The sequence below is a fragment of the Flagellimonas marina genome, from assembly GCF_042651185.1.
GTDB classification, from domain to species: domain Bacteria; phylum Bacteroidota; class Bacteroidia; order Flavobacteriales; family Flavobacteriaceae; genus Flagellimonas; species Flagellimonas marina.
In genome coordinates this window covers 920,142-946,642 of sequence record NZ_JBHSCL010000004.1, presented here as the reverse complement: position 1 = coordinate 946,642, position 26,501 = coordinate 920,142, and the positions used below count along the sequence as shown (strand labels likewise).

26 protein-coding genes and 1 other RNA gene are annotated in these 26,501 nt (G+C 39.9%); 13 read left to right on the top strand and 14 right to left on the bottom strand.

The features are described from left to right. Window positions 1-24: 24 nt before the first annotated feature. Window positions 25-1,143: a 3-isopropylmalate dehydrogenase gene (leuB, locus tag ACFOWS_RS07840; protein ID WP_379763376.1), complete on the top strand. Its 1,119-nt coding sequence runs from the start codon at window positions 25-27 to the stop codon at window positions 1,141-1,143. Here the strand turns inward: leuB and ACFOWS_RS07835 are convergent. Further along, the gene (locus tag ACFOWS_RS07835; protein ID WP_379763375.1) at window positions 1,140-2,387 is read right to left on the bottom strand and encodes a peroxiredoxin family protein; all 1,248 of its coding nucleotides are present in this window, start codon (window positions 2,385-2,387) and stop codon (window positions 1,140-1,142) included. The genes leuB and ACFOWS_RS07835 overlap by 4 nt on opposite strands. 129 nt (window positions 2,388-2,516) lie before the next feature. On the opposite strand from ACFOWS_RS07835, the gene pheT reads away from it, so the two are divergent. Further along, the gene (pheT, locus tag ACFOWS_RS07830) at window positions 2,517-4,934 is read left to right on the top strand and encodes a phenylalanine--tRNA ligase subunit beta (RefSeq protein ID WP_379763374.1); all 2,418 of its coding nucleotides are present in this window, start codon (window positions 2,517-2,519) and stop codon (window positions 4,932-4,934) included. Between the two features lie 6 nt (window positions 4,935-4,940). On the opposite strand, the gene ACFOWS_RS07825 is transcribed toward pheT, so the two are convergent. After that, window positions 4,941-5,480: a fasciclin domain-containing protein gene (locus tag ACFOWS_RS07825; protein WP_379763373.1), complete on the bottom strand. Its 540-nt coding sequence runs from the start codon at window positions 5,478-5,480 to the stop codon at window positions 4,941-4,943. 214 nt (window positions 5,481-5,694) lie between these two features. Here ACFOWS_RS07825 and ACFOWS_RS07820 point away from each other — a divergent pair, with 214 nt between their 5' ends. Next, complete coding sequence (locus tag ACFOWS_RS07820; RefSeq protein WP_379763372.1) at window positions 5,695-6,414, top strand: hypothetical protein; 720 nt, start codon at window positions 5,695-5,697, stop codon at window positions 6,412-6,414. A 3-nt stretch (window positions 6,415-6,417) separates the two neighbouring features. Here ACFOWS_RS07820 and ACFOWS_RS07815 read toward each other — a convergent pair whose 3' ends face one another. Beyond that, the gene (locus tag ACFOWS_RS07815) at window positions 6,418-8,046 is read right to left on the bottom strand and encodes an ABC-F family ATP-binding cassette domain-containing protein (protein WP_379763371.1); all 1,629 of its coding nucleotides are present in this window, start codon (window positions 8,044-8,046) and stop codon (window positions 6,418-6,420) included. A gap of 169 nt (window positions 8,047-8,215) precedes the next feature. On the opposite strand from ACFOWS_RS07815, the gene ACFOWS_RS07810 reads away from it, so the two are divergent. Next, window positions 8,216-9,601, top strand: coding sequence for a TlpA family protein disulfide reductase (locus ACFOWS_RS07810; protein ID WP_379763370.1), 1,386 nt, complete (start codon window positions 8,216-8,218; stop codon window positions 9,599-9,601). A 55-nt stretch (window positions 9,602-9,656) separates the two neighbouring features. Here the strand turns inward: ACFOWS_RS07810 and fsa are convergent, their stop codons facing one another. From fsa to ffs, 3 genes are all read right to left on the bottom strand, one after another. Then, window positions 9,657-10,313 (bottom strand): fructose-6-phosphate aldolase, encoded by a 657-nt coding sequence (fsa, locus tag ACFOWS_RS07805; protein WP_366589580.1) that lies wholly within the window; start codon window positions 10,311-10,313, stop codon window positions 9,657-9,659. Between the two features lie 44 nt (window positions 10,314-10,357). After that, on the bottom strand, window positions 10,358-11,167 hold the full coding sequence (locus ACFOWS_RS07800) for an SDR family oxidoreductase (RefSeq protein ID WP_379763369.1): 810 nt from the start codon (window positions 11,165-11,167) through the stop codon (window positions 10,358-10,360). Between the two features lie 23 nt (window positions 11,168-11,190). Continuing rightward, an RNA gene (gene ffs, locus ACFOWS_RS07795) (signal recognition particle sRNA small type) lies at window positions 11,191-11,289 on the bottom strand. Between the two features lie 77 nt (window positions 11,290-11,366). Between ffs and ACFOWS_RS07790 the strand changes: the two genes are divergently transcribed. The 8 genes from ACFOWS_RS07790 (at window position 11,367) to ACFOWS_RS07755 (ending at window position 19,496) form a co-directional block, all read left to right on the top strand. Next, on the top strand, window positions 11,367-12,428 hold the full coding sequence (locus ACFOWS_RS07790) for a glutaminyl-peptide cyclotransferase (protein WP_379763368.1): 1,062 nt from the start codon (window positions 11,367-11,369) through the stop codon (window positions 12,426-12,428). Further along, window positions 12,428-12,817: an acyl-CoA thioesterase gene (locus ACFOWS_RS07785; RefSeq protein WP_379763367.1), complete on the top strand. Its 390-nt coding sequence runs from the start codon at window positions 12,428-12,430 to the stop codon at window positions 12,815-12,817. Before ACFOWS_RS07790 ends, ACFOWS_RS07785 begins: the two co-directional genes overlap by 1 nt. Then, complete coding sequence (locus ACFOWS_RS07780; protein WP_379763365.1) at window positions 12,817-14,373, top strand: choice-of-anchor Q domain-containing protein; 1,557 nt, start codon at window positions 12,817-12,819, stop codon at window positions 14,371-14,373. Before ACFOWS_RS07785 ends, ACFOWS_RS07780 begins: the two co-directional genes overlap by 1 nt. A 129-nt stretch (window positions 14,374-14,502) precedes the next feature. Next, the gene (locus ACFOWS_RS07775; protein ID WP_379763364.1) at window positions 14,503-15,237 is read left to right on the top strand and encodes a LytR/AlgR family response regulator transcription factor; all 735 of its coding nucleotides are present in this window, start codon (window positions 14,503-14,505) and stop codon (window positions 15,235-15,237) included. Between the two features lie 138 nt (window positions 15,238-15,375). Continuing rightward, on the top strand, window positions 15,376-15,549 hold the full coding sequence (locus ACFOWS_RS07770; RefSeq protein WP_379763362.1) for a hypothetical protein: 174 nt from the start codon (window positions 15,376-15,378) through the stop codon (window positions 15,547-15,549). A 324-nt stretch (window positions 15,550-15,873) separates the two neighbouring features. Continuing rightward, window positions 15,874-17,970, top strand: a complete 2,097-nt coding sequence (locus ACFOWS_RS07765; protein ID WP_379763360.1) for a tetratricopeptide repeat-containing sensor histidine kinase — start codon at window positions 15,874-15,876, stop codon at window positions 17,968-17,970. A gap of 25 nt (window positions 17,971-17,995) precedes the next feature. Then, window positions 17,996-18,664 (top strand): histidine kinase, encoded by a 669-nt coding sequence (locus tag ACFOWS_RS07760; RefSeq protein WP_379763359.1) that lies wholly within the window; start codon window positions 17,996-17,998, stop codon window positions 18,662-18,664. A 172-nt stretch (window positions 18,665-18,836) separates the two neighbouring features. Further along, window positions 18,837-19,496: a hypothetical protein gene (locus ACFOWS_RS07755; protein WP_379763358.1), complete on the top strand. Its 660-nt coding sequence runs from the start codon at window positions 18,837-18,839 to the stop codon at window positions 19,494-19,496. 41 nt (window positions 19,497-19,537) lie between these two features. Here ACFOWS_RS07755 and glyA read toward each other — a convergent pair whose 3' ends face one another. After that, window positions 19,538-20,812, bottom strand: coding sequence for a serine hydroxymethyltransferase (gene glyA, locus ACFOWS_RS07750; protein WP_379763357.1), 1,275 nt, complete (start codon window positions 20,810-20,812; stop codon window positions 19,538-19,540). A 249-nt stretch (window positions 20,813-21,061) separates the two neighbouring features. On the opposite strand from glyA, the gene ACFOWS_RS07745 reads away from it, so the two are divergent. Then, window positions 21,062-22,246: a hypothetical protein gene (locus ACFOWS_RS07745; RefSeq protein ID WP_379763356.1), complete on the top strand. Its 1,185-nt coding sequence runs from the start codon at window positions 21,062-21,064 to the stop codon at window positions 22,244-22,246. A gap of 153 nt (window positions 22,247-22,399) precedes the next feature. On the opposite strand, the gene ACFOWS_RS07740 is transcribed toward ACFOWS_RS07745, so the two are convergent. The 7 genes from ACFOWS_RS07740 to ACFOWS_RS07710 form a co-directional block, all read right to left on the bottom strand. Further along, window positions 22,400-23,221 carry a biopolymer transporter ExbD gene (locus tag ACFOWS_RS07740; protein WP_379763355.1) on the bottom strand — a complete coding sequence of 274 codons (822 nt, stop codon included), beginning with the start codon at window positions 23,219-23,221 and terminating at the stop codon, window positions 22,400-22,402. Between the two features lie 79 nt (window positions 23,222-23,300). After that, window positions 23,301-23,801 (bottom strand): hypothetical protein, encoded by a 501-nt coding sequence (locus ACFOWS_RS07735; protein ID WP_379763354.1) that lies wholly within the window; start codon window positions 23,799-23,801, stop codon window positions 23,301-23,303. Next, window positions 23,798-24,163, bottom strand: a complete 366-nt coding sequence (locus ACFOWS_RS07730; RefSeq protein WP_379763353.1) for a hypothetical protein — start codon at window positions 24,161-24,163, stop codon at window positions 23,798-23,800. Before ACFOWS_RS07730 ends, ACFOWS_RS07735 begins: the two co-directional genes overlap by 4 nt. Before the next feature lie 46 nt (window positions 24,164-24,209). Beyond that, window positions 24,210-24,668 carry a hypothetical protein gene (locus ACFOWS_RS07725; protein WP_379763352.1) on the bottom strand — a complete coding sequence of 153 codons (459 nt, stop codon included), beginning with the start codon at window positions 24,666-24,668 and terminating at the stop codon, window positions 24,210-24,212. 233 nt (window positions 24,669-24,901) lie between these two features. After that, window positions 24,902-25,375 carry a hypothetical protein gene (locus tag ACFOWS_RS07720; RefSeq protein WP_379763351.1) on the bottom strand — a complete coding sequence of 158 codons (474 nt, stop codon included), beginning with the start codon at window positions 25,373-25,375 and terminating at the stop codon, window positions 24,902-24,904. A gap of 16 nt (window positions 25,376-25,391) precedes the next feature. Then, complete coding sequence (locus tag ACFOWS_RS07715) at window positions 25,392-25,868, bottom strand: hypothetical protein (RefSeq protein ID WP_379763350.1); 477 nt, start codon at window positions 25,866-25,868, stop codon at window positions 25,392-25,394. A gap of 156 nt (window positions 25,869-26,024) precedes the next feature. Continuing rightward, window positions 26,025-26,501, bottom strand: a complete 477-nt coding sequence (locus tag ACFOWS_RS07710; RefSeq protein WP_379763349.1) for a hypothetical protein — start codon at window positions 26,499-26,501, stop codon at window positions 26,025-26,027.

Below are 26,501 nucleotides of genomic sequence, written 5' to 3'. Positions count from 1 at the left end.
TTTAAATCTAATCAAAGTTACTAGATGAATTTGAACATTGCATTGCTTCCTGGAGATGGTGTAGGACCCGAGGTATTGGCTCAGGCGGTAAAATGTTTACAAGCAGTTGAAGAGACCTTCAATCACCATTTTGTATACAAAGAAGCACCTGTGGGTGCCATTGCCATACAAAAAAAGGGCAATCCCCTGCCAGACAATACTTTAAAATTGTGCAAAGAGGCTGATGCAGTTCTATTTGGTGCCATTGGCGACCCAAAATATGATAACGACCCCAATGCCAAGGTTCGTCCGGAACAAGGGCTGTTGAAATTACGCAAAGAGCTCGGCCTATTTGCAAATATTAGACCTGTTTTGGCACACCCAGCCCTATTTGACAGATCTCCTTTAAAAAAGGAAATTATCTCAGGTACCGATTTTGTCATTTATAGAGAATTGACCGGGGGTATTTATTTTGGAGAGAAGAAATTAAATGAGGAAGGCACAGTGGCTTCTGACCTTTGTGAATATTCCGAAGAAGAAATAAGTCGTATTGCGCATTTGGCCTTTAAAGCAGCCAAAAGTCGAAAAAAGAAACTAACCTTGGTAGACAAGGCCAATGTTTTGGAATCTTCCCGACTATGGCGCAAAGTGGTGGCCAAAATTGGGGAAAGTTATCCAGAGGTAACCTTGGATTTTCTATTTGTGGACAACGCTGCGATGCAAATCATTTTAAATCCCAGTCAATTTGATGTGATCCTTACCGAAAACATGTTCGGGGATATCATTTCTGATGAAGGAAGTGTCATTGGAGGTTCCATTGGGTTGTTGGCATCAGCTTCGGTTGGGGAAGAGAACGCCCTGTTTGAGCCTATTCATGGCTCATTTCCACAAGGTGCGGGAAAAGATATTGCCAATCCCATTGCATCCATCCTTTCCGCAGCCATGCTATTGGAACACTTTAATTTATCCGAAGAAGCGGTCGCTATCAAAAAAGCCGTGGACAAGGCTTTGAAAAAGGGCATTGTCACCCCAGATTTAAAGGCGAAAAGTCAATATGGCACCAATCAAGTTGGCGATTTTATAGCCCACAATATTGTTGATATTGAGGATGACTTCAATATGAATGATGAGAATATTGATTTAGGAAAATCCACCATTATTTAGTCCGCTGAAATTCTTGATTCTTCCTGGGTTAATTCCTGAATGGTTTCAGCAAACTGCTTTTTAAACTGTTCGTATTTTTCGCCTGTAGCCGGGCCATTAAAACCTGTGTGTATTTTTTTTACCTCACCGTTTTTATCAATATATATGGTAGTGGGGTACGATAAAATGTGGTTTAACATGGGTAGTTTCTCGTTGGCTTTCTGCTTATTGGACGTTCCATACTGTGCCAAAAGAATCGGATAGTCGGCACCCGTCCTATCTTTAAGTCGGTTGATTGCTTCAAATGCCTTTTCCTCGGTTTTCGCGTATTCAAAAGCCAAGGCCACCAGTTCCACCTCTAAATCTGGATTCTTTTCCAAGAAATCAACATAAAATCGTGTTTCATCCAAACAGTTGGGACACCATGTGCCCATAATCTGAACCAAAACTGTCTTGCCCCTGAACTGTGGGTCTGAAAGGCTTACCATTTTACCGGAAGTGTCGGGAAAAGAAAAATCAAATCTGTCATACCCATCTCTAAGATAGGTCAATGAGTCGGCATCGGGTAGTTCAAAAGCCTCGTTTCGGGCTGCCAAAAACTCTTCAACAGAATGTCTTCCCGAATAAAATGTGCCATCCAATGTGCTATCGGTGACCTGTGCCATGAAAAGGAATACATGTGAGCCATCAAAAGCAGATAATTTCAGGCTATCTCCAGTAACAACGCCTTCCAAATAGCGATAATCTCCAGTTTTTGTTCTAAAAGTACCCTTGACATCATTGCCATTTTGCATAAATATACCTTTTGCGGGGTACTCACCTTCGGTATTGACCTTAAAATAGGTCTCCCAAATGCCGGAAATATTTACAGTAGCATCCTCTTTTACGGGAAATCTGTCCTTATCTCCATGCACCGCGGTAAAGGGCACGGAGCGCTCCTTGCTTTCCTCAACGAAGTTACCCTCCATCCTCTTCTCTGTAAATGTTCCGATTAAAAGCCCGTCGAATATAGGCATGCGTATGTGTATGGAGTCGCCATCAATGCTGATTTCATCAACCGTAATTTCCTCCTCCGCATTATATATTTTCATGAGGTAGTTCCCATCTTCAAGCCTTGAAAGTGTAAAGTTAAACGGTAATATTTGTGAGTCCGAAACCTCCATTTTACCCAACCAATCCCCTAACGCCAAGTTCTTCGGCTCCTTTTTTTTGCAAGACGCAACCAACAGTGTAACAGTAAGTAACAGCACACAAATTCTTCTCATACCCCGAAAGATTTTTCTTAAATGTAGGGATTACAATCCAAAACTTACAACTCCATTCGACTTAAGGCGGTTATTTACGTTGAATCTGTCCCCCCATTGTTTTATATTTGTCGACTCTAAAATTGGGGTATGAAGATTTCTTACAACTGGTTGAAGCAGTTTTTGCAGATTGATTGGGACTCACAGAAAACTGGAGAATTGTTGACAGATTTGGGTCTTGAGGTTGAAGGCATTGCCAGTTTTGAATCCGTAAAAGGGGGCTTAAAAGGTGTTGTGGTCGGTCATGTACTTACCTGCGTGCAACACCCCAATGCTGATCGCTTAAAATTGACCACTGTTGATGTTGGCCAAGAAACCCCATTACAGATTGTCTGTGGAGCACCCAATGTGGCAGCCGGTCAAAAAGTCCCGGTGGCTACCATAGGGACCACCTTATATACCAAAGAAGGTGAGGCTTGGCAAATTAAAAAGGGTAAGATACGTGGCGAGGAAAGTCAAGGTATGATTTGTGCCGAGGATGAGCTTGGTCTCGGAGAAAGCCATGATGGTATTATGGTTTTGAACGAAGCGTTGGAACCTGGGACCCCTTGCTCCAAAGTTTTTGAAATAGAAAATGATGAGGTTTTTGAAATAGGATTGACGCCTAATCGGGCTGATGCCATGAGCCATTTCGGCGTCGCCCGCGATTTAAAGGCAGGTTTGGAGCAAAAGGAAATCCAAAAGGAATTGGTCACCCCATCCACCAGCAACTTTTCCATTGATAACCGTTCACTTAAAATCGATGTAGAAGTAAAGGACAGCCTAAAGGCACCCCGGTATTGCGGTGTAACTATCAGCAATCTCATTGTACAGGAATCACCAGATTGGCTAAAAAACCGCTTAAAAGCCATCGGTCTATCGCCCATCAACAATGTGGTGGATGTCACCAATTATGTGCTCCATGAATTGGGTCAACCCCTTCATGCGTTTGATGCTTCCAAAATAAAGGGTAACAAAATCGAGGTAAAAACCCTCCCAGCGGAAACAAAGTTCAGAACACTGGATGATGTGGAGCGTGAACTTCATGAGGACGACCTCATGATCTGCGATACCGAAAAACCTATGTGCATTGCCGGGGTTTTTGGAGGAATCCATTCAGGGGTCACAGAGCACACCTCCGCTATTTTCTTGGAAAGTGCCTATTTTGACCCGGTGTCCGTTCGAAAAACTGCCAAACGACATGGCCTGAATACGGACGCATCCTTCCGGTTTGAGCGGGGCATTGACATTAACATGACCGAATACGCCTTGAAACGGGCCGCACTTTTGATTCGCGAAATTGCGGGAGGCTACATCACTTCAGAGGTCATTGACCTGTATCCTAAAAAACCACAGGAGCGACAAGTATTTCTCACTTTTGATAAAATCAATTCTTTGATTGGACAAGAAATTCCTAGGGATACCATCAAATCCATATTGTCATCTTTGGAAATAAGAATCAACAACGTAACCGAATCTGGGCTTGGGTTAACCATTCCCACTTATCGTGTTGATGTGACCCGGGAAGTGGATGTAATTGAGGAAATATTACGGGTCTATGGCTATAACAACATTGATTACAAAGAGAAGTTGAACGCTTCAATTGCCAAGACTTCCAGGTATGAGAACCACAGGATTCAGGATGTTGTTGGAAACATGTTGGCCGCCCAAGGGTTCTACGAAATTATGACCAATAGCCTTGTGGCTGCAGATTCTGTAGGGATTGGAGCCGATGGTGATGCAGTGACCATGTTGAACCCCTTAAGCGCTGATTTGTCGGTACTCCGAACCTCCATGTTGCTTTCGGGCTTGCAAACCGTGAGTTTTAACCACAACAGACAAAAAACCAATCTTAAACTTTTTGAGTTTGGTAAGACTTACCATAAAATGGGAAAAGAAAATCAGGAAAAGCGGCATTTATCCTTGTTCATTTCTGGAGACCGTTCCAATGATAGCTGGGCAACAGCATCAAAGAAAACTGATTTTTTCTACCTAAAAGGTATTGTTGAAACCCTATTTGAACGTTTAGGGTTGAAAGGCGTAGAGACAGAGCCGCATTCAGACTCTTCTTTTGCCGAAGGCCTATCTTGCAGTAAAAACAATACTCTTTTAGCTTCTTATGGGTTGGTGAGCAAGGGTACTCTGAAAAAGTTCGACATTAAACAAGATGTTCTATTTGCAGATTTTAATTGGGATGAAATTCTAGCATCTATAAGTACCCAAAATGCGGCCTTCCAAGAAATTCCAAAATTTCCTGAAGTAACACGGGATTTTGCCCTCTTGCTGGATGAAACGGCTTCATTTCAAAAAGTATATGACATTGCTTGGAACACAGAGAAAAAACTTTTGAAAAAAGTCAACTTATTTGATGTGTACACAGGCAAAAATCTTCCAAAAGGCAAAAAATCCTATGCTGTAAGTTTTACGTTGATGGATGAAAAGAAAACCTTGACCGACAAGCAGATTGACAAGATTATGGGCAAACTATTGGCCCAATATCAAAAGGAGTTGGGAGCAGAACTTCGTTAATGCTTATTACATTTGTGAGGGAAGAATCACACTGTCAATTTCGTGAATGACCGTATTTCTTTGGTTAACATCTGCTGTGGTAATCCGTGCAGTATTGCCCATGGGGTCTGTAAGTACGATATCATACCCATCTAAATGCGCCAATAATTTTTTCCCTTGAATGGTGGTAAAACTTGCTTTCCCGTTTCCTCGGCACATGGCGCGAAGAATTCGGGATGCAGTTAAATGACCTGCGACAATGTGATAGGCTACCAATGCCTTTAGAGCACTTTTATCTTGAGAATTGATGAGCTCTGTAATTTTCTCATTTGAAAATCGTTCAAATGCCGCATCCGATGGCGCAAATATTGTAAATGGTCCCGCATTTTCCAAAATATCATCCAATTGAGTGGCTTCAACCGCAGCGGCTAAAATCTTATGATGTTCGGAGCCAATCGTGTTTTTGTTCAATGAAGATGCATTGGATGAGTCAGTACTTTGCGCAAAAGTCAGTGCGCAGGACGCCATAAGAAGTCCAAGTAGGATTTTGGGAAGGGGGGATTTCATGGGGTGGTTTTCAAGTTTGGGTGATTTTCGATTAGTATGGTTTTACGATTAAGTGTCAAAAACTTCGATAAGATACATCTTTTTAACAGAACACCAATCATTTTTTTCGTCCCAAAATTGATTTAACGAAATGTTAACCTCAGGTTTTTTTGCACCCTATTTAAAATCAACATCCCAATTGCTTAACTTTGAAAGTATTGCTAAGAAAAAAGATATGATATTAAAAGGAACCAACATTGAGCATAAGCTTCATAAAATCAAGGAGAAGCAGTTAAAAGAGCATCAAATTTTAGATGAGGTCAAAGAAGTTTTAAGAAGAGATTCTCTTAGGGAGACCAAAATTTCAAAGGAGCTTACTTCGAAAAACAGATCAGACTCCAACGAATTTATTTTTGACCTTTTGGAAACTAACAACATCTTTCACATTGACCAAATCAAAGAAATCTGTATTGATTACAGATTGCGTTTTTTGGATAGCGCCTATTTCAAGGGAAAGATTCCGCAAAGCGCACTTTCCAAAATAAAGGAATTGGAATCTGCCCATGACACAGAAATTAAGGGGTACAAGATTATGGCACCATCCAAACTTTTTAAACTGGAGGACAAGGACGACCCCCTACTCTTCGCGCCAATTGGGAACGACTATTTTTATTTGGTGCATAAATGGGGCAGTGATTTACACCCCCTTCGAAAATTACTGGTGTGGCCCTTCAAGAATATCGTAAACCTGGCATTTCTTGTGCTGCTGATAAGTTTTATGGTGACCTTTATGGTACCAGATGGCTTGTTCTCCAAGCACAGCAGCGCAGCGGAATTTTGGATTATTTTCTTTTTTATGTTCAAATGCGTGGCCTCCGTGGTAATATTTTACGGGTTTGCATTGGGGAAGAACTTCAACCCCGCCATTTGGAACAGTAAATATTACAACGCCTAAAGTTTATGCAGTAACGGCATACATTTTTTCCCGCTGCTCTTTGATTGACTTGTCGGACATGTAATCATCAAAAGTGAGGTAACGGTCAATAGTGCCCTTTGGTGTCAACTCAATAATCCTATTGGCAACCGTATGTACAAACTCGTGGTCATGGGTTGTCAACAATATGGTGCCCTTAAAGTTTTTAAGCGAGTTATTGAAGGCCGTAATACTTTCCAAATCCAAGTGGTTGGTGGGCTCGTCTAAAAGCAACACATTGGCGCGAAGCATCATCATTTGGCTCAACATACACCGTACTTTTTCCCCTCCAGAGAGCACCGTACATTTTTTTAGGGCTTCTTCCCCACTGAACAACATTTTGCCCAAGAATCCACGGATGTAGACCTCTTCGCGTTCTTCTTCTGTCTTGGCCCACTGACGTAGCCAGTCCACTAAGTTGATATTCTCTTTGAAAAAATCCGAATTGTCCGCTGGCAAATAGGACTGGGTGGTGGTAACGCCCCACTGATACGTACCGGAATCAGCCTTGGTCTTTCCAGCGATAATATCATAAAATGCCGTAGAAGCCCTTGAATCTTTGGAAAGAATGGCGACTTTATCACCCTTTGCCAAGTTGATATTGACATTTTGAAATAGGACATCGCCATCTTCCGAAGTAGCGGAAAGTTTCTCCACATTCAATATTTGGTCCCCAGCTTCACGCTCACGATCAAAAATAATGGCAGGATATCTTCTGCTTGAAGGCTTAATATCCTCAACCTTTAATTTATCCAGCATTTTTTTACGGGAAGTGGCCTGTTTGCTCTTGGCCACGTTGGCGCTAAAACGTTGAATAAACTCATTGAGTTCTTTTGCTTTTTCTTCTGCCTTTTTGTTTTGCTGTGCGCGTTGGCGTGCAGCTAGCTGGCTGCTTTCATACCAGAAAGTATAGTTACCTGAGTACAGATTGATTTTTCCGAAGTCGATATCGGCTATGCTCGTACAAACGGCATCCAAAAAGTGCCTGTCATGCGATACTACAATAACCGTATTGTCATAATTGGCCAAGAAATTCTCTAACCAGTTGATGGTCTCGTAATCCAAATCGTTGGTTGGCTCATCCATAATCAACACATCTGGATTTCCGAACAAGGCCTGGGCCAACAATACCCGCACCTTCAATTTGGAATCCAAATCGGCCATGGTAGTGTAATGCAAATCTTCAGTAATACCCAGATTGGACAACAGTGCAGCTGCATCGCTATCGGCGTTCCAACCGTTCATTTCTTCAAACTCTACCTGTAACTCCCCTATTTTCTCTGCATTCTCGTCCGTATAATCTGCATACAGGGCGTCTATCTGCTTTTTAATCTTATACAAGGGCTTGTTCCCCATCACCACAGCTTCGAGCACCGGAAATTCATCATACGCATTGTGGTTCTGTTCCAGAATGGACATCCGTTTACCGGGTTCAAGATGGACATGCCCCGAGGTTGGATCCTGTTGTCCGGATAAAATCTTTAAAAAAGTGGATTTCCCGGCACCGTTGGCTCCAATGATACCATAGCAATTTCCATCGGTAAAGGTTACGTTTACCTCATCAAACAATACTCGTTTTCCAAACTGTACGGATAAATTGGATACTGATAACATGCAATTGGTTTATTTTTTTGCAAAAGTAGCTAAAAGCACATCGTAATTCCAATTTAAGAGCACATTATTAAGTATCATAAAAACACAGTTTTACAACATTTAACTAGCCATTAACAAGCTCAGCTAACAGGGATCCTTAATTTTGTTTGTTAAACGTATGGTTCCCTATATGGTTAGATTTTTACTCGGCCTCATCGTATTGTCGTCTTTTGGTTGCGCAAATAAGAGTGGAGAATGTGCCTCTGTCTTCTTTGGCGGTGAGATTGTTAATCCCACAAGTGATTACGTTGTTCTTTACCGAAACGATACTTATGTGGATTCGGTAAGATTGGATGATAGCAACCGTTTTTCCTTTACCCTCCAAGGGATTGATGAGGGACTTTACCATTTTAACCACGAACCCGAACTTCAATATATCTACTTGCAGGAAGGCGATAGTCTTCTAGCCCGATTGAACACTGTTGAGTTTGATGAATCCCTGGTCTTTTCCGGAAAAGGTAGCGAAGTGAACAATTTTTTAATGGAAATGTTCCTTGCCTATGAGTCTGAGGAGCCTTTGGTCTATAACTACTATGGACTTGACCCAGAAGATTTTAGCAATAAAGTGGATTCGCTTAGACACATGAAAATTAGTCATTTGAACGAAATGCTTGCAGATGTTGAAATGTCTGACCGCGCATTCAATTTGATTAAAGCTTCCGTAGACTACAATAATTACATCTACAAGGAAAAATATCCGTTTTTTCATAGGAGAAAAACAGGGGAAGAAACTGTACACGATTTTGATAACACTTTTTATAAGTACAGGGATAGCATCAATTTCAATGATAGGGACCTAACGTATTTTAAACCCTACTTTGATTTTATGAAATGGCATTTCGGCAATTTATCTTATATGCAATGCATGGAGGATTGCAATAGAGATGAACAAGTCGGAAGCAACCATCTGCATTTCAACAAACACAAACTCCACTTGGTGGATAGTCTGGTGGATGAGCAAGATATCAGGGATGTGCTTTTTAGGAACATTGCCGTGGATTACCTAATAAAGGAGCACAAATCAGACCCAGAGTGCCAACTCTTTATCAATAAGTTCAATATGCTATCGTCCAATGGGGAGCATAAGAAAGAAATAGACGATTTATACAGGAGCATCCAGCAACTTCAATCCAATCATACGCTACCCGATTTAGTGTTGAAGGACGCCAACGGCCAAGATATTTCCCTTAAAACCATAGCGGGCAGAAAGAAGAATACGGTAATCTATTTTTGGACAGCTGCCAAAGAAAGGCAATTCAGAAATACGAGCCAGCGCATTGCCGAGTTGAAAAAGAAATATCCAAAGCATAATTTTGTCGGTATCAACCTAAAGACCAGTTTTTCGCAATGGAATGCCCTTTTGGACCAATATGGACTGGACAAGAGTAGCCAGTTCTACGGCGAAAACTTCAAGGAAATTCAGTTGGCAATGGTCATCGACAAAATCAACAAATGTGTAATTACCCAGGACACTATTATTGTTGATGGCTTTGGCGATTTATACTCTTCCTTATAACTAAAAAACCCCGAAACTTAGTTTCAGGGTCTTTACCTTTTACTCTATTTTCTTATTAGGAATTCCCTTTTTTGTAGTCTTCCAAGAACTTGGCCAAACCTATATCCGTTAATGGGTGCTTTAACAAACCATCTATAGAAGAAAGTGGGCCTGTCATAACATCGGCACCAATTTTGGCACAATCAATCACGTGCATGGTGTGACGGATGGAAGCAGCCAAAATCTGGGTTTCAAATCCGTAGTTGTCATAAATCAATCGGATTTCAGAGATAAGGTTCAAACCATCCGTTGAAATATCATCCAAACGTCCCAAAAACGGAGAAACATAAGTGGCTCCGGCCTTAGCAGCCAACAACGCCTGTCCTGGAGAAAACACCAAGGTGCAGTTGGTTCGTATTCCCTTATCTGAGAAGTATTTCAATGCTTTTACGCCATCTTTGATCATGGGCACTTTTACTACTATCTGCTCGTGTAATTCGGCCAATTCCTCACCTTCCTTCACCATATTGTCGAAATCTGTAGCAACAACTTCAGCAGAAACATCCCCATCAACAATATTGCAGATGTCCACGTAGTGCTTTAAAATGTTGTCTTTCCCTGTTATGCCTTCTTTGGCCATAAGTGAAGGGTTGGTGGTAACGCCGTCCAAAACCCCCAATTCCTGAGCCTCTTTTATCTGTTCTAGATTTGCTGTATCAATAAAAAACTTCATGCTCTCTTATTTTCAATTTGATTAGTACTAAAAGAAGTGTAAAATTACAACTTATAATGGGTGATCAATAGTTTTTCGAAGACTTTATCGGGTAAAATCTTCTTTAAGGTAAGTGAAAACTTTTGTAAAAAAGCCCCAACAGGATTATGGACTTTGGGTTGTTTTTGATTGATAATCTTAAAAACAGCCTCAGCTACTCTAATCGGGTCTCCCCCACTGTCCACGTCATTATTGATGGCATCGATGGTCTGAGCGTATTTATCCTCATAAGGTGATCCATCCAACACCGGGGCATGGTATCTTCCCGCCGCAATATTGGTGACAAAATCGCCTGGAGCCACATTGGTCACGGTAACTCCAAAATCCTTGGTTTCCATCCGTAAGGCCTCTGTGATGAGACCCAAAGCCCCTTTAGTGGCCGAATAAAACCCTCGGAAAGGTAACCCCATATATCCTGCAATGGAGGTAATATTGATTATGGCACCCCCTCCCTGTTTCCGCATTTGTGGAAGAACCGCTTTCATCATGTGCACCGGACCGTGCAAATTCGTCTCAAACACATTCAAAATCTCTTCATGTGGGGTTTCTTCGATAGGACCGGTTATTCCCACGCCAGCATTGTTCACCAAGACATCCAAACGACCTTCCTTGGAAATAATAAGGGAAACCGCCTTTTGAATGCTCTTTACATCCTTCACATCCAACTGAACTAATGGGAATTCATCAAAATCAGGATAATTATTTGGGTTTCTAGTGGTACCGTACACCACATACCCTTTGGAAGTCAAAAATTTTCCAATGGATTTGCCGATGCCGGAGGAACCACCGGTTATCAGTACAACTTTTTTATCCATTTTAGCTGATTTCAGGGTACAAAAAAAGGCAAGCTACCTACATCGCACCGCTACGACCGCATACCCTTGCTGCGTTCCCGCCCTGGGGGATTCTGCAGGAGCTGGTCGTGTAGGACTTGCCAGATGCAAATATACGACCTTTTAAATTTGTCACAATCCTAATTCATCCTTAATTTCGAAGATCTAGGATCATTATAGCATGAAGCAATTAAAAACTATGGTTAAACTGCTTTCCATTTCTGGCTTTTTACTTTTTTTTCTAGCCTGCGGAGGGGAAGCTGACCCTTCCAAACACTTTTCCATTCAGTTGGAAGATAAGAATGTGCAGCAAAACCAAGAAGTTGGTGTTGTTCTAAAGAACAAAAAGGACATTGCCATTTCAGAGGTTCATTATTTTATGGATGGGCAGGAAATTCCCTTCGAAGATGGCAAACTAACCCTAAATATACCCACCTTGGGCAACAAAATCCTCACAGCCAAGTTCACTATTGAGAATCAACCTGTTGAGGTTGAAGAAAAACTCCGCCTTTTGGCGCCATCTGCCCCAGAAATCTATGCCTACGATATCATCAATACCTACCCACATGACCCCACGGCGTACACCCAAGGACTGGAATTCAGCAATGGTGTGCTTTATGAAAGTACGGGCAAACGAGGTGGTTCCACCGTTCGGAAAGTAAATTATGAAACCGGTGAGATCCTTCAGAAAATTGCATTGGAAAATACAGTTTTTGGGGAGGGAATCACCATTCTAAACGATAAGCTCTACCAACTTACATGGCAAAGCGGAATGGGCTTTGTCTACAACCCCGAGAATCTGGAGCAAATCAAGACCTTCACCTATGGTGAAAGCAAAGAAGGTTGGGGCCTCTGCAACGATGGCGAAAAGTTGTATAAAAGTGATGGCACGGAAAAAATATGGTTCTTGGACCCCGAGACCCTTCAAGAGCAGGGTCATATAGAGACCGCTACCAATAAATCCATCTTCAATAAGGCCAACGAACTGGAATATGTAGATGGTAAGATCTATGCCAATGTCTACCAAAAGGAAAGCATGATGATCATTGATGCCACCTCCGGAGCCATTGAAGGAGTGGTTAATTTTGGCGGTCTCAAAAGCAAAGTAAACCGAGGTCCCGAATGGGACGATACCAATTCCGTATTGAACGGTGTTGCCTACCACAAGGAAAAAGGCACCTTTTTTGTCACAGGGAAAAACTGGGACAAATTATTTGAGGTGAAAATCCGTAAAAAAGACTAATGCAAACCTATACCGAATCCTTTGAAGTACGATTGCAAGACTTAGACGATCTAAACCATGTAAACAATGTTCGATATGTGGAATGGATTCAGGAAATCTCTAAAAACCATTGGCAGGACGTTACCACCGAGGAGATTCGAAAGGATATGGTCTGGGTGGTGAAAAATCACAATATTTCCTATCATAAATCCGCGTTTTTGGGTGACTCCATCGAAATGAACACCTATATTAAGAGCAACAAGGGACCCATTTCTACCCGCGTGGTTGAAATCAAGGACAATAAAACAGGGCAACTTTTGGTTAATGCCCATACGGAATGGTGTCTTTTGGATGCGAAGACCTTTCGCCCCAAACGCGTCCCAGAATCCGTAAAAAAACTCTTTGAATAGTGTGCCGTTGGTATTTAAAATGGTCTTTTGCCACATCTTTGGCGTTGCTTGTCATCGCCATAGCCTCATGCCGTAAGGATTTCGAATTTGTGCCAAGCACTGGTAATTTGGAATTCTCCAAAGACACCGTTTTTTTGGATACCGTATTTACCAACATCGGGAGTAGCACCTACTCCTTAAAAGTATACAACCGCTCAGACGAGGACATATATATCCCTTATGTGGGATTGGAATCTGGCCAAAACAGTAGTTATCGACTGAATGTTGATGGCCTTCCCGGCAAAGAATTCAATGACGTGCCCTTATTGGCCAAGGACAGTCTTTATGTTTTTATCGAGACCACTTTTGATATTTCCCAAACTTCGGAAAATGAATTTCTCTATACCGAGAGCCTTTTTTTTGGCACGGGTCCCATGACCCAGAAAGTGGAGCTGGTTACGCTGGTGCGGGATGCCGTTTTTCTCTATCCAAGAACACTTTCTGATGGAACCAAAGAATCATTGGTACTCGGTATGGATGAAAATGGAGCGGAAATCAAGGTGGAAGGATTTTATTTAGAACCTAACGAGCTGCTCTTTACCAATGAAAAACCCTATGTAATTTATGGCTATGCCGCTGTTTCGGAAGGAAATACATTGACTATGCAACCCGGGGCTCGGGTACACTTTCATGACAATTCAGGTGTTTTAGTTGATGCTGGTGCCTCCATCTCCATAAATGGCACCCTGAGTGAAGATCCGGAAGTCTTGGAGAATGAAGTCATTTTTGAAGGAGATCGGCTTGAGCCCTTCTATGCCGACCAGCCCGGACAATGGGGCACCATATGGATTAGGAAAGGCAGCACCAGTAATACCATCAACCATCTAACGCTCAAAAATGCCACAGTGGGTTTGCGGATTGAGGGAGACAACACTTTGGATTCGCCTACCTTGACCCTACAAAATACCCAAATCTACAACAGTCAGAATCACAATGTCTGGAGCACAAGTGCCTACATTACCGCTGAAAATACAGTATTGGGAAGTGCAGGGAGTTCATCTTTCCTTGGTGAATTGGGTGGAAAATATAGTTTTATTCACTGTACCTTGACTAATTATTGGCCTCATGGCTTTAGAAATGGCACAACAGTGTCGCTGCGAAACTTTCGTTTGAATGAAGCCGGTAATAGGGAGGTAGCTCCTATGGAAAATGCTGATTTTGCCAACTGCATTGTTTTCGGAAGTATGGGCACGGAGCTTTTATTACAACAAGATTCAAATGCAGATTTCAATTTTAGTTTCAGTTATTGCCTCCTCAGATTGAATTTGGACGATGACTTCGTTGTCGAAAACCCCCTCTATAATTTTGAAAATAGCAGTTTTTACCGTAACATAGTGTTCAACGAAGACCCTGATTTTAATAAACCAACTGAAAACCAACTGAACATAAATGAAAACTCCGCTGCTATTGACCTTGGCGACCCCGACACATCTTTCACCGTTCCCACTGACATATTAGGAACCGATAGAACCCAAAATCCGGACCTTGGTGCTTATGAATTTGTTACAGATAATTAGCTTTTAACGAATTTTTAAGGAGAATTGTAGGAAAAGCAACCATTTTACTGTAAAACCCATAGTTTTTTTAAGGGAAAACTGCAACGAGTTTTTTTTGTGCGTTAGTAACTTGCAATCAGTAAATTGCACATGGATTACACCTACGCCATAATCGATTCAAGTGCAGCCTCTAAGCTGCAATTACAGCTCTACTTACAGGAGTATGAGGATTTCGTGTGTGCTGGTGTAGCCACCAATCCATCTGAAGGACTAAATACCATCTTAAAGTTTACCCCAGATATGGTACTTATCAATTTGGGTGAAGATGGGATGGATTATTTTCAAATGGTTTCGGAGTTAAATCAGTATATGCCCTCATTACCTATTATAATAGGATACTCCAAAACCAAAAAATTTGCTTACAACGCCATAAAAAGTGGCTTTTTCGACTATTGGATACTCCCGCACAATGAATTCGATGTCCGCAAGACCATTATGCGGCTTCGCAAACAGCACCCAAAACATCACTTGCCCTCAACCATTTGCTTAAAATCGTACAACGACTACCGGTATTTGGACACCAAAGATATTCTATATCTAAAATCGGACAACAATACTACAGATTTTTATATGCGCGATGGTAACGTGATCAGTGCTTTTAAAACCTTAAAATCTTTTGAGGAAAGATTGCCCAAAGGTTTTATTAGGATACACCAGAGCTACATATTAAATAGTAGGTATGTATCCCGTATCAATTATGGTAAGTCTATCTGCACATTGCACCACAACCATGAAGAGGAACTCCCCTTCTCCAAAACCTATAAGGACAAGATAGATGCCTTAAAGGAAATGCTCTCCAAAACTGCGGTAAAGGCGGTTAATTAGCAAAATTCTAACGCAATTAGGCAAAATTCTAGCAGAATTGTGCCATTCACTAAAACATTTGTTGCATAGTGCCGTACCCTAGTGTGCCTAAATATCTTAGCTGCATAAACCTATTTATTAAACCATAAACCTAATATTATGAAAAGAGCACTAAGTATTTTCGCACTTACCCTACTAACCGTTGGAATGTTTTCTTGCGAACCAGAAACTGATGTACAGGACACCGAAGCTATGATCAAAACCCTAAAGTTGGACCAAGAGGCTACTGATGGGAAGTCTTCAAATGGTGATGAGGGACGCGGAAATGGATAATATTTTTCTACCTTAGATTAGCACTATATTAATGAATAAAATTGTTCCAATCATTATTACAGTTGTTCTGATTTGCATATTATCTTGTAAAAAAGAGGCGAATGAGCTTGATGGAGACTCATTGTCCTATAAGGAGAGTGAAATCCAAAAAAGACTTTACCTTATGGAAAAAATTCGCCGCAAGACATATGAGTTGAAGTCCTTTGCAGACGAAGACAGAGAACTTTGATTCTACCCAAAAATACATTAAGCCCCACTTCAATTAAGAATTGGGGCTTTTTTGTTACCTTGTCTATACACTAATCAAGTATAACCTACTTTACATTGAAAAAGAGAATTCTTATCGCCCTATTCGTTGTTCTACTGGGATGTAGTAAAAACTCCCAAAAGCAGGTGAATTCTTCTAATCCTGATACAAAGTTGATTGATACTTGGATTACCATAGCCAGAGACAGTTCGCAGCTATCAATGGAAGAACGAAAAAATCTGTTGCAGCAAGCAAAGGACAAAGCACTCTCCCTTTCAAATGATAGCATTGGTATTGAAAGACTTTCAAATATATCATTGACTTATAGAAACTTGTCAGATTCTCTTGAATTCAGAAAGACCAATAAATTGGTCATTCAGTTAGCCGAAGAATCCCAAATGCATAACGTTTTGGGAAATTCGCATTGGGATATGGGATATTTATTCAGTTCGCATGGTGTTTTGGACAGTGCCTTTTATCATTACCAAAAAGCTTTAAAAAGTTTTGAGCAACTTCCTGAGAGCGACAGCTCAGATAGTCTTGAGGGTCGAATGCTCTATATCATGGGTCGAATACAAGATTCCTATAAAGATTATTTAGGAGCGGAAATAAATGTTACAGCTGCCTTACGAATTTTTGAAGATTTGGAGGACAACAAAAGGATTTACAACTGCTACAACATGCTAGGAATCATAGCTAGCGGCATGGATGACCGGGACAAGGCCTTGGAGTTCTTTGAAAAAGCAGGTGCCTACATTGAAGACGTTGATGAATCGGACCAAGCTAAGTTCACTCAACAAAATCAGTATAATATCGCGCATGAACTTTTAGAAAAGGATGATTATGCTTCGGCAGAAAAAGTTTTTAACCAGCTCCTTAATAACGAGACAATCAAGGAAGAAAATATAGAGCTTTATTCGTTGGCGCTAACAAGTCAGGCGTATACCATTTTTAAGGGAGAGAAAGATCTTGAGAAGGCCAAAGAACTGCTCCAACTTGCTATTCAAATCAATGATAGCATCGATAACACATCCGATCAACCCCGGGCCAAACAGTTTTATGCGGAAGCATTGGCAAAGGAAGGCGATAGTACAGAAGCTATTGAATATGCCAAAGAATCCCGGGCATTGGCGCAAGAGACCTATAACAACGAACGGTTGACCGAGGTGCTCAGACTACTCACCAAACTGGACCCAAAGAACGCCCTTGCTTATTCAGATGCCTACTACGACCTTAATGAGACCATAAAAGAAGAGGAACGCACTAAGCGGGATAAATTTGCCCGTATCCGTTTAGAAACCGACCAGGTGATTGAAGAAAACCAAATCCTATCCCGTGAAAAACAAATCTGGGCAGGAGCTGTATTGGGTCTCATCATTTTTGGTATGGCCATTCTGATCATTGTATCGCAGTATATCCACAACAACAGGCTCAAGTACCGGCAAAAACAGCAAGAGAGCAACCTTGAGATATACAATCTTATGCTTTCGCAGCAGGGAAAGTTTGAGGAAGGCAAACAATTGGAACAAAAACGGATTTCAGAAGAACTGCATGATGGAATTTTGGGTGAAATGCTGGGGATTCGTCTAATCTTGAGCGGTTTGAACGACCGTGATGATATGGCCTCTGTGGAACAGCGTGCCGGACTCATTGAGCGCCTTCAAGAAGTTGAAGAGGAAATACGCACCATTTCGCATGAACTGAACCATGCGTCTTATGAAAAATTTCATAACTTTATTGTATCCCTGGAGGATTTAGTGGAAGGCATTGAAAAGTCTTCTGGGGTAATATGTTCTTTTACGTATGACAATAAAGTGAGTTGGGACAACCTCTTGGGCGACATCAAGATAAATGCCTATAGAATAGTCCAAGAATCACTTAAAAACTGTGTAAAGCACGCCAAATGTGAACGGGTGGACATAGCCTTTGGCCTAAATGGCGAAAAGTTAAAATTGACCATTTCTGACGACGGAATCGGTTTTGACACCAATAAAGGGAAGCGAGGCATCGGCCTTCGGAATATCATATCAAGGGTGAAAAAAGTGAAAGGCGCCTTGGACATTGATAGTAAAAAAGGGAGAGGCACCACCCTTACGGTTACCATACCCTGTAACTATATTGAAACGGAAAACGTTCTCAACGATGCAGCACAGAAACAAGTTCTAAATACCTGAATCTTAATAACCACAAAACCAAAATATGAGTACGCTTAGAATATTGGCCATAGATGACCACGAAATGACAATGCTGGGATACAAGTTTATCCTTGAGCGCATTGCTTTTGATGGATATACTATCATTGTGGACACTGCCAATTCCTATGAATCTGGCAAAAAGCTAATTGAAGACTCAGCCAACTCATTCAAATACGATATTCTGTTTTTGGATGTACAACTATACGCCCCCAATGAGGACCAGCCCTATACGGGAGAAGATTTGGGGATTTTGGCGCGAAAAATAGTGCCTGAAAGCAAAATTGTTTACATGTCGTCCTTTAGCGACAATTACCGAATCAACAGTATTCTAAAAACGGTGGACCCAGACGGATATCTGGTAAAAACGGATATAGACCCTAAAACGTTGGAAGATGCCGTAAAGACCATTGTATTGAACCCTCCCTATTATTCTTCAAAAGCACTTGGCGCCATAAGAAAGAAAATGTCCAACGATATAGATTTGGACGAAAAGGACCGGCAGATATTGTATCATCTTTCCAAAGGCACCAAGAACAAGGATTTGGAAAAATTCATCAGGCTTTCCCCCTCTTCCATTGAAAACAGAAAGCGTCATTTAAAAACCCTCTTCGGGACGGAAAATGAAAATGATTTAGCCCTTATCCTAGCGGCAAAAAACCGAGGTTTCATTTAAACTTTTGGTTTTCCAACATCGTATTTCCAGCAATCGTAACTCTTATCATTTCTTTTTGAGGTAAAATCCCTACAAACCAAGGAAAACCCACAGAATTTTTAAGGTTTTCCTTCAATCCAAGATAAAAGAATCCTCCTAACTTTAATGATACGAAATTACAACGCTGAAAACCATGTCATCCCAACGAAAAAGTAACCCTAATTTCCACTTTAGCGGCGCAAAGGTTTTTGAGGCCGTAAATGGAGTGGATGAGTTTCTGAAAATTCTGGAACGCGAATTTTTTGCAGAAGCCAAGATGCAGTGCCATTTTAATAGCTCGCATAACAAAGCTGAGCTAATTCTGGAATTGTACTTCAATTTTGGACTCACCGAGACCCTACGCCATTTTAACGATGGAGACTGGGGCAATACCTGCTATCCCTTGGAGAGTCAAGTTAGAATCTCTTCTCTTTTCACCGGGGCACTCGAAAATCTAAATGCACAGAACAGTCATACGTTGGATATTATTGAGGCCTCCTTTCATTACAAGGATACCTCTATAGTGATTTCCAGAACCAGTGATTTTAGTATTCCACAGCAAATAGGAGCCATACTATCCAAGGTAAGTGAACACTTTGTATATTTTACCAAAGGACTGACCGAAATGCCGTACGAGGTTTTTGTGCCCGTTTACGAAGGAAGAGCCCAAAATGTTTTTGAACCCAATAAAAGTCAAAGCAGTTATTTTGATTTCTGGGGTCTTTATTTTGAAGACTCCGTTCATCACAAAGTAATGATCTACTCCTTACGTGACAAGCAACTCTGCCACGAAGATTTGTTTCTCTTGGAGTAACCTAATATCAAAGTGGCAAAATCAAACCCATAACCCAACCCCTACGCATTAAACAACGGTCTGGACTTCATTAAGTCCTTGACTTTGTCTTTTATGGCAGCAATTTGAGTTTCATTTTCGGGGTCAGTAATGACTTCATCAATAAACCCTACAATGGTTTCCATATCGGACTCTTTTAATCCTCTTGTGGTGATGGCAGGGGTTCCAAAACGTATGCCTGATGTAATGAACGGCGATTGATCATCAAACGGAACCATGTTCTTATTGGCAGTAATAGCAGCTTTCTCCAGTGCTTTTTCAGCATCTTTACCCGTAATGTTCTTGTTTCTTAGGTCGATGAGCATCATGTGATTGTCCGTTCCACCTGAAATCACTTTATAATCACGATCCATAAAGGCCTTGGCCATGGCCGCTGCATTTTTCTTTACCTGAATCATGTAGTGCAGGTATTCATCGGAAAGTGCTTCTCCAAAGGCAATGGCCTTAGCTGCAATGATATGCTCCAAGGGCCCACCTTGATTTCCAGGGAAAACTGCCAAGTCCAACAAGGCTGACATTTTTCTCAAGTTTCCATTTTTTAATTTGATACCAAACGGATTGTCAAAGTTCTCTCCCATCAAAATAAGTCCACCTCGCGGCCCACGTAGCGTTTTATGGGTGGTGGTGGTAACAATATGACAATGTGGAACAGGGTCGCTTAAAATACCCTTGGCGATTAAACCGGCAGGGTGCGAAATATCTGCTACCAAAATGGCACCAACGCTATCGGCAATCTCCCTGAACCGTTTAAAATCCATATCACGGGAATATGCAGAAGCGCCTGCAATAATCAATTTCGGTTTTTCTTTATCGGCAATCTCTTGAATTTTATCATAGTTCAAGGTTCCGGTCTCCTCATCCACTCCGTAAAATACGGGTCGATAGAGTTTTCCGGAAAAATTCACGGGAGAACCATGGGTCAAATGCCCTCCATGGGACAAATCGAATCCCAAAATGGTATCTCCGGGATTTAAACAGGCATGATAAACCGATGCATTGGCTTGAGAACCTGAGTGGGGCTGCACATTGGCATAGACTGCACCGAATAATTCCTTGGCGCGGTCAATGGCCAGCTGCTCCACTTCATCCACCACTTCACAACCCCCGTAATAGCGCTTTCCGGGGTACCCTTCAGCATATTTGTTGGTCAATACAGAACCCGCGGCCTCCATAACCTGTGGGCTGGTAAAATTTTCCGAAGCTATTAGTTCAATACCTTCAATCTGTCTTTCTTTTTCTTGCGCTATTAGTTCAAAAATCTTGTGGTCTCTTTGCATCCTGCCTTAAATTAAACAAAGGCCAAAATTACGAATTGCATATCGATTATCCCCAATAAAAAACACGTGGATGATTCATTTTATCAAACGGCAATTAACAATTTTAAGATTCATGCCAACCCCTTGGAAATGAGCTTATTTTGCGTATTTTATCGATATTATACTACCGTTCAACCTTTTTCGTTATAAAAATATTGGTTTTTGGCACAGCAATTGAAAAACCAACCATAACCAATAAATCAAAAAACCATGAAAAAATTTCTACTCATCACCGTATTGGTTTTACTTACTGCCTGTGGAGGGGTCAAAAAAACCCAAGAAGCACTGAATAAAGGTAATTACCAAACCGCAATGAACAAGGCCATTAAGAATTTGGCCGAAAACAAGACCAAAAAAGGAAATCAGGAGTACATCATCCTGCTGGAAGAGGCTTTTGCCAAGAACGCCGAAAGAGAGCAACAAGAGATTGCTTTTTTGCAGAACGACGGCAATCCGGCCAATTTAGAGACCATCTACAACAAGTATTTGGGGCTGAAAAACATTCAACAGCGCATTAGGCCTTTGTTGCCCCTCACCATTTATGACGAAGGCAGGGATGCCCGATTCAATTTTGTGAATTACGACAACAAAATTCTAAATACAAAAGATGATTTGTCCGAACATTTGTATGAAAATGCATCGAATCTTTTGGCCAATGCCATCTATAAAGCGGACTACAGAGCTGCTTACGATGATTTGAAATATTTGCAGGAAATCAACCCTGGATACAAGCAAACCGTTGCCAAAATGGACGAGGCCTACAACAAGGGTCTGGAATTTGTTCGTGTTGAAATTGCCAATCAAACCGAGCAAATTATTCCCGAGCGATTGGAACAGGAGCTGTTGGATTTCAATGCCTTCGGTATCGATAATTTTTGGTTGCAATACCACACCAATCCTTTATCCAATGTGAAATACGATTATGCCATGAATCTGGACTTTATGGAAATAAATGTTTCTCCAGAACGCGTCAACGAAACCCAAATCATAAAAGAACGACAAATAAAAGATGGTTGGGAATACCTTTTGGACAGAGAAGGCAATGTGGTTAAGGACAGTCTGGGCAACAAAATCAAGGTAGACAAAATGCGTACGGTGACCTGTAAGTTCTTTCAGTTTACACAGAGCAAAGTCGCCCAAATTGGAGCCAAGGTTCGATTCACCGATTTAAGAAATGGTCAGGAAATCAATGCCTATCCCCTATCCAGTCAGTTTGTGTTTGAGCATATATTTGCCAACTACCAAGGCGACAAAAGAGCGCTTGAAGATGACCTATTGATTTATTTGAATGCCAGGGAGGTTCCCTTTCCATCCAATGAACAAATGGTCTATGATGCTGGAGAGGACCTTAAAGCTAGGTTGAAAGGCATTGTATCACAATATCAGTTTAATTAAATGAAAACCCCCGGCCTTGCCGGGGGTTTTTATGAAGCTTTTCTTACCTAAAATTTATAAAGTTTGCATTGTCTTTAAGTTTTTCTTATTAACCTGTTTTGGTAAAGTAGCTGGGTTAAAACCTGCTCAAGGATTTATAATTAGTGTTACCTTTTATTGCTCATAAACATTCATGGGATAAATATTTTTCAATTCTTCTTTCTGCTCTTTGGAAAGATTCTTAAATGGTATATTATACATTTCAACAGATAGTTTTTCTCTCAGATATAAAATCTCGTCAGCAACTGCTTTCTGAATCTGGATATAATTTTTATAAGAAACACTCTTATCCGTTTTTATAATTATCGCTGATTCTGCTTTCTTGTTTTCCATATATTTATATATAAGCCCACTTAATTTTTCCAATGATATCTTATTTTCATTGACAAAGGGCTGACCTTTTGCATCCAAATATATTTCAATGACTGAATTTGAATCATAGATTTTAGGAAGTTCCTTCACTGGTTCATTTTCCATACCTTCCCCCGTTCTTATCCAAATTAATAGTGCAAACGTTTTAAGTTTGTAATAGTCAAGTTCAAAATCATCAATGGATAGAACCGATAAGAATACTTGTGCTATGGCATCAGCTTCTGAGTATCCTGATTTTGTTATCGAATCAATAGCTTGATGAAATAGAGCCAATTTTCCCGATTTTGGAAAATTATTACATTTTGTCCTTTTTATTTCATGTTCTTCTAAAGTAACAAAATCCATAAAAGGCTTGGAAGGGTAATAATCGAAATCTCTGTCAGATGCTATTTTTTGAATAGTTGTCAGGTAACTTTGTGCACTTCCGTCCAATAAAAGATTTTCAGATATTAAAAAGCTCTCATAGTTCTTTATTGCTTTTTTATATTGCAGACCTTTGTCCTTCATTTCATTGTAGACACAATTCATAATTTGGGTTTCAATTCTATCAGTCTGACTTCTCATAAGAATGGGTAAAAGAACTATGGACCAACTAATTAAAATCTTATATATCATCTTCGAAATCCTTAATTCAATTGTTTTTCTAATCAACAATACCGTGACTTGTAATCTCGGCTATCCATTTTTCATCCTTTTTCAAAACAAAACCCTTTATACTGGCATGCTCATAATCCAACCAAACTGAAAACTGAAGTTTGGTTGGACACTTTATTTCTTGAAATGTTAATTCAAATGCCAAATCAGAATTGGAGTTCTTTCCTATAATTTCTACTTCTTGATTGTTTGTGAAAATTTTGAGATTTTCCGTAATGAATTCATTCTTAATAATCTGAATTGGTAATTTTTCCCTTATAAAGAGCAGAACATAGGTTTGTATATCCGTGGTGCTTAGAATCTCCTCTATAATATCTTGTCTTTCTTGGGTGTTCCAACAATTTATTAGCGAACTTGATGACCCAACATTTATTTCTGGTGCGCTCTTGCTTTCTTGTCGTTTATCTATACAACTTAAAAAGACCATTAAAAATAAAGCGGCTATAGAATTCCTTAGTACCATTTTTTGATTTTTTTGAAAGTTTATCACTTAATTCTATTTAAGACTATTCTTGCCCTATCTGGTTGAACATTTTCACCATAGACTTTCGTTTCAAACAATCTCCCATCTTCTCCCAAAAATTCAAAACCAGTTACAAAATTACCGTAATGCACATATTCATGTAAAACCGTTGTTCCAACCCAAAAAATCAAAGCATCCGGGTCAGATGTCTCATTTTCAACTAAATTAACATAATCAATGTCTAGCAAAATTCGGTGTGGTGTGTGTTTATCAAAATAACCAGCAGAATCTTCATCAGTCTTTCCAGGATCATAATTATCCAATTGCACAATATGAATCTCTGGCCCCTCTCCCCATTGCAGTTCCTTTTGTATCTGGCTCAGGGGCAATTGGGTAACTCATATAAAGCAATATGGTGTTTTTATTTATACTACATTAGTTGATATCGGCCTCTCCCGTAATCCTCAACTCTAGTTCTCCATTATCCTTCTTCGTTATTTTCCCATTTATGACCCTTCCATAATCATTTTCCAGTACTGTTAAGTGAAATTTAGCCATTGAGCAATTGACTTTCTCAAAACTTAATATCAATTTTTTACCCATATTTTTCTTTTCAACTTTGGATAAGGAGAAAAAAGCTTCTTTGATTTTGATTTTTGAAAAACTAATGGGGAAATTACTCCGATATTGAATTTCATTTAGTGCAAGGCTGTCCATATGGGAAAGTATAGGATAAATATTGTTGGGCTCTTCGAGTATTTTTACAAAGCATTCCCTAACTTCTTTTTCTATAAAACAGTCTTGAGATTGAGAAGAGTACCCTGATTCTAATTGTTTAGCTTGCTGCTTGCAAGAAAAAGAGATTACTATTATTAATAGTACAATTTTTTTCATGTCAATTTCTATTTAATATCTCGATTGCGTTGTAGTCATGCACATTTTCGCCATATACCATAACCTCAAAAAGCCTGCCTTCTTCCTCCGTTAACGGAAATTTATAGTTGTCCCCGTTATTAAAATCTCCTAGATGGATATACTCATGAAGAATAGTTGTTCCTAAAAAAAACAAGAAAGCATCTTCCTCTTTTTTGAGGAGTCATGGACAAGCATAATCATAAAATAGAAAACTAATCTTTTATCCCCCAATTAGAATCCGTGATTAACCATGTGGTGTCAGATTTTGATACAGTACCTGTCATTATCGCACCTTCAATGGGATAAAAAATAGAATATCCGAATTTTTGGTTTTCACAATCCCTATCAATAATACGTAACCGATGTATATTTCCATATGGCAAATCCAAGGAGTCTTCAAATACCACAGGAAATCCATTGGATTCTAACTCTAAATCTTCCGTCACAAAATCATTTTTTTGTAATCTCACAGGAAGCCTACCATCAACTTCAGGATCCAGAAACAATTGAAAATCATATGTTTTAAGAATCTTTTCCAACATCTTTTCTTTTTCATTTTTTGATAAACAGTTTTCGGTGATATTACTTTTTTGTTGCACCTCTATTTTATCAACTTCCTCCCTTTTTTCTTTGCAATTGCAAAGGATCGCTAAAATCATTATTGAAAATGTCACTTTTTTTGACATGACCTAAAATTCCTTTTTAATCTACTATCCCATGTCCAACAACCTCAACATTCCATTCATTATTTTGGTTGATGGCATTCCCTGTAATATCTGCATGTTCAAATTCATACCAAATTGCGAAAGACACTTTTTTTGCTTCACAATCAATTTTTGGAAATGTTAGCTTGAATACACGCTCAGTACTTTTTAATGAGTCTATAAAAACCACTTTTTGACCATTAATAGTAACATTCAACGCATCAGTTAAAAACTCATTTCTTAAAATCTGTACACCCAACCCTTTTTCTTTCAGCGGTTTAAGATAGAGTTGTAAATCATCGGTACTAAGTATTTTCTTGGTAATTATTTCTACATCCCTACGTTCTAAGCAAGAATCATCATCTATTTGGTTTGTCAAAATTGGAACATTCCGTTCTTTTTTTCTTGCTTTTTCAGTACAGCTATAAGTTGTAACAATCGAAATAAGCAATAGAATCCTTATTATAGATTTCATCTTTCTCTATATTTTAATTAATTCTATTCAAAATTAATCTTGCATTGTCTGGTTGTACACTTTGTCCATAAACTTTAATTTTGAACTTTACTCCTTCCTTCTTCCTCAAAAAATAAAATTTCCAGATTGATGTTTTCTACATAACACTTATATCCATCACATTTCCCCCCAAGTAGTTTCTATAGCTATCCACGAACCGTCTTTTTTTAATATTTTCCCTGATATTATTACTCCCTCTATCGGATAATATATGGAATACGAAATTTTGGAACCGGTACAATCAATTTTCCCTAAAGTAATCTGGTGCTCCTTTCCCTCTGGAAGGGTAAGGGAATCTACAAATTGAACTTGAAACCCATTTGAAAAGATATTAAGGTCAGAGGTTATAAATTCATTCTTGACCAATTGTACTGGTAACCTGCCCTCAATATTCGGATGTAAGAACATTTGGAAATCTGGTGTTGCCATTATTGCTTCAATAATTTTTTCTTTGTCCTTTTTGTCCAAACATTCTTGAATAGAAAATTGTCGACCAGGCTCCTTCTTGTGGTCAATCATTTTGGTAGTGTTCTGTTTACAACTAAAAATTATTGATACAATAAAAACAAATGTAACAAGCACGTAAATTTTCAT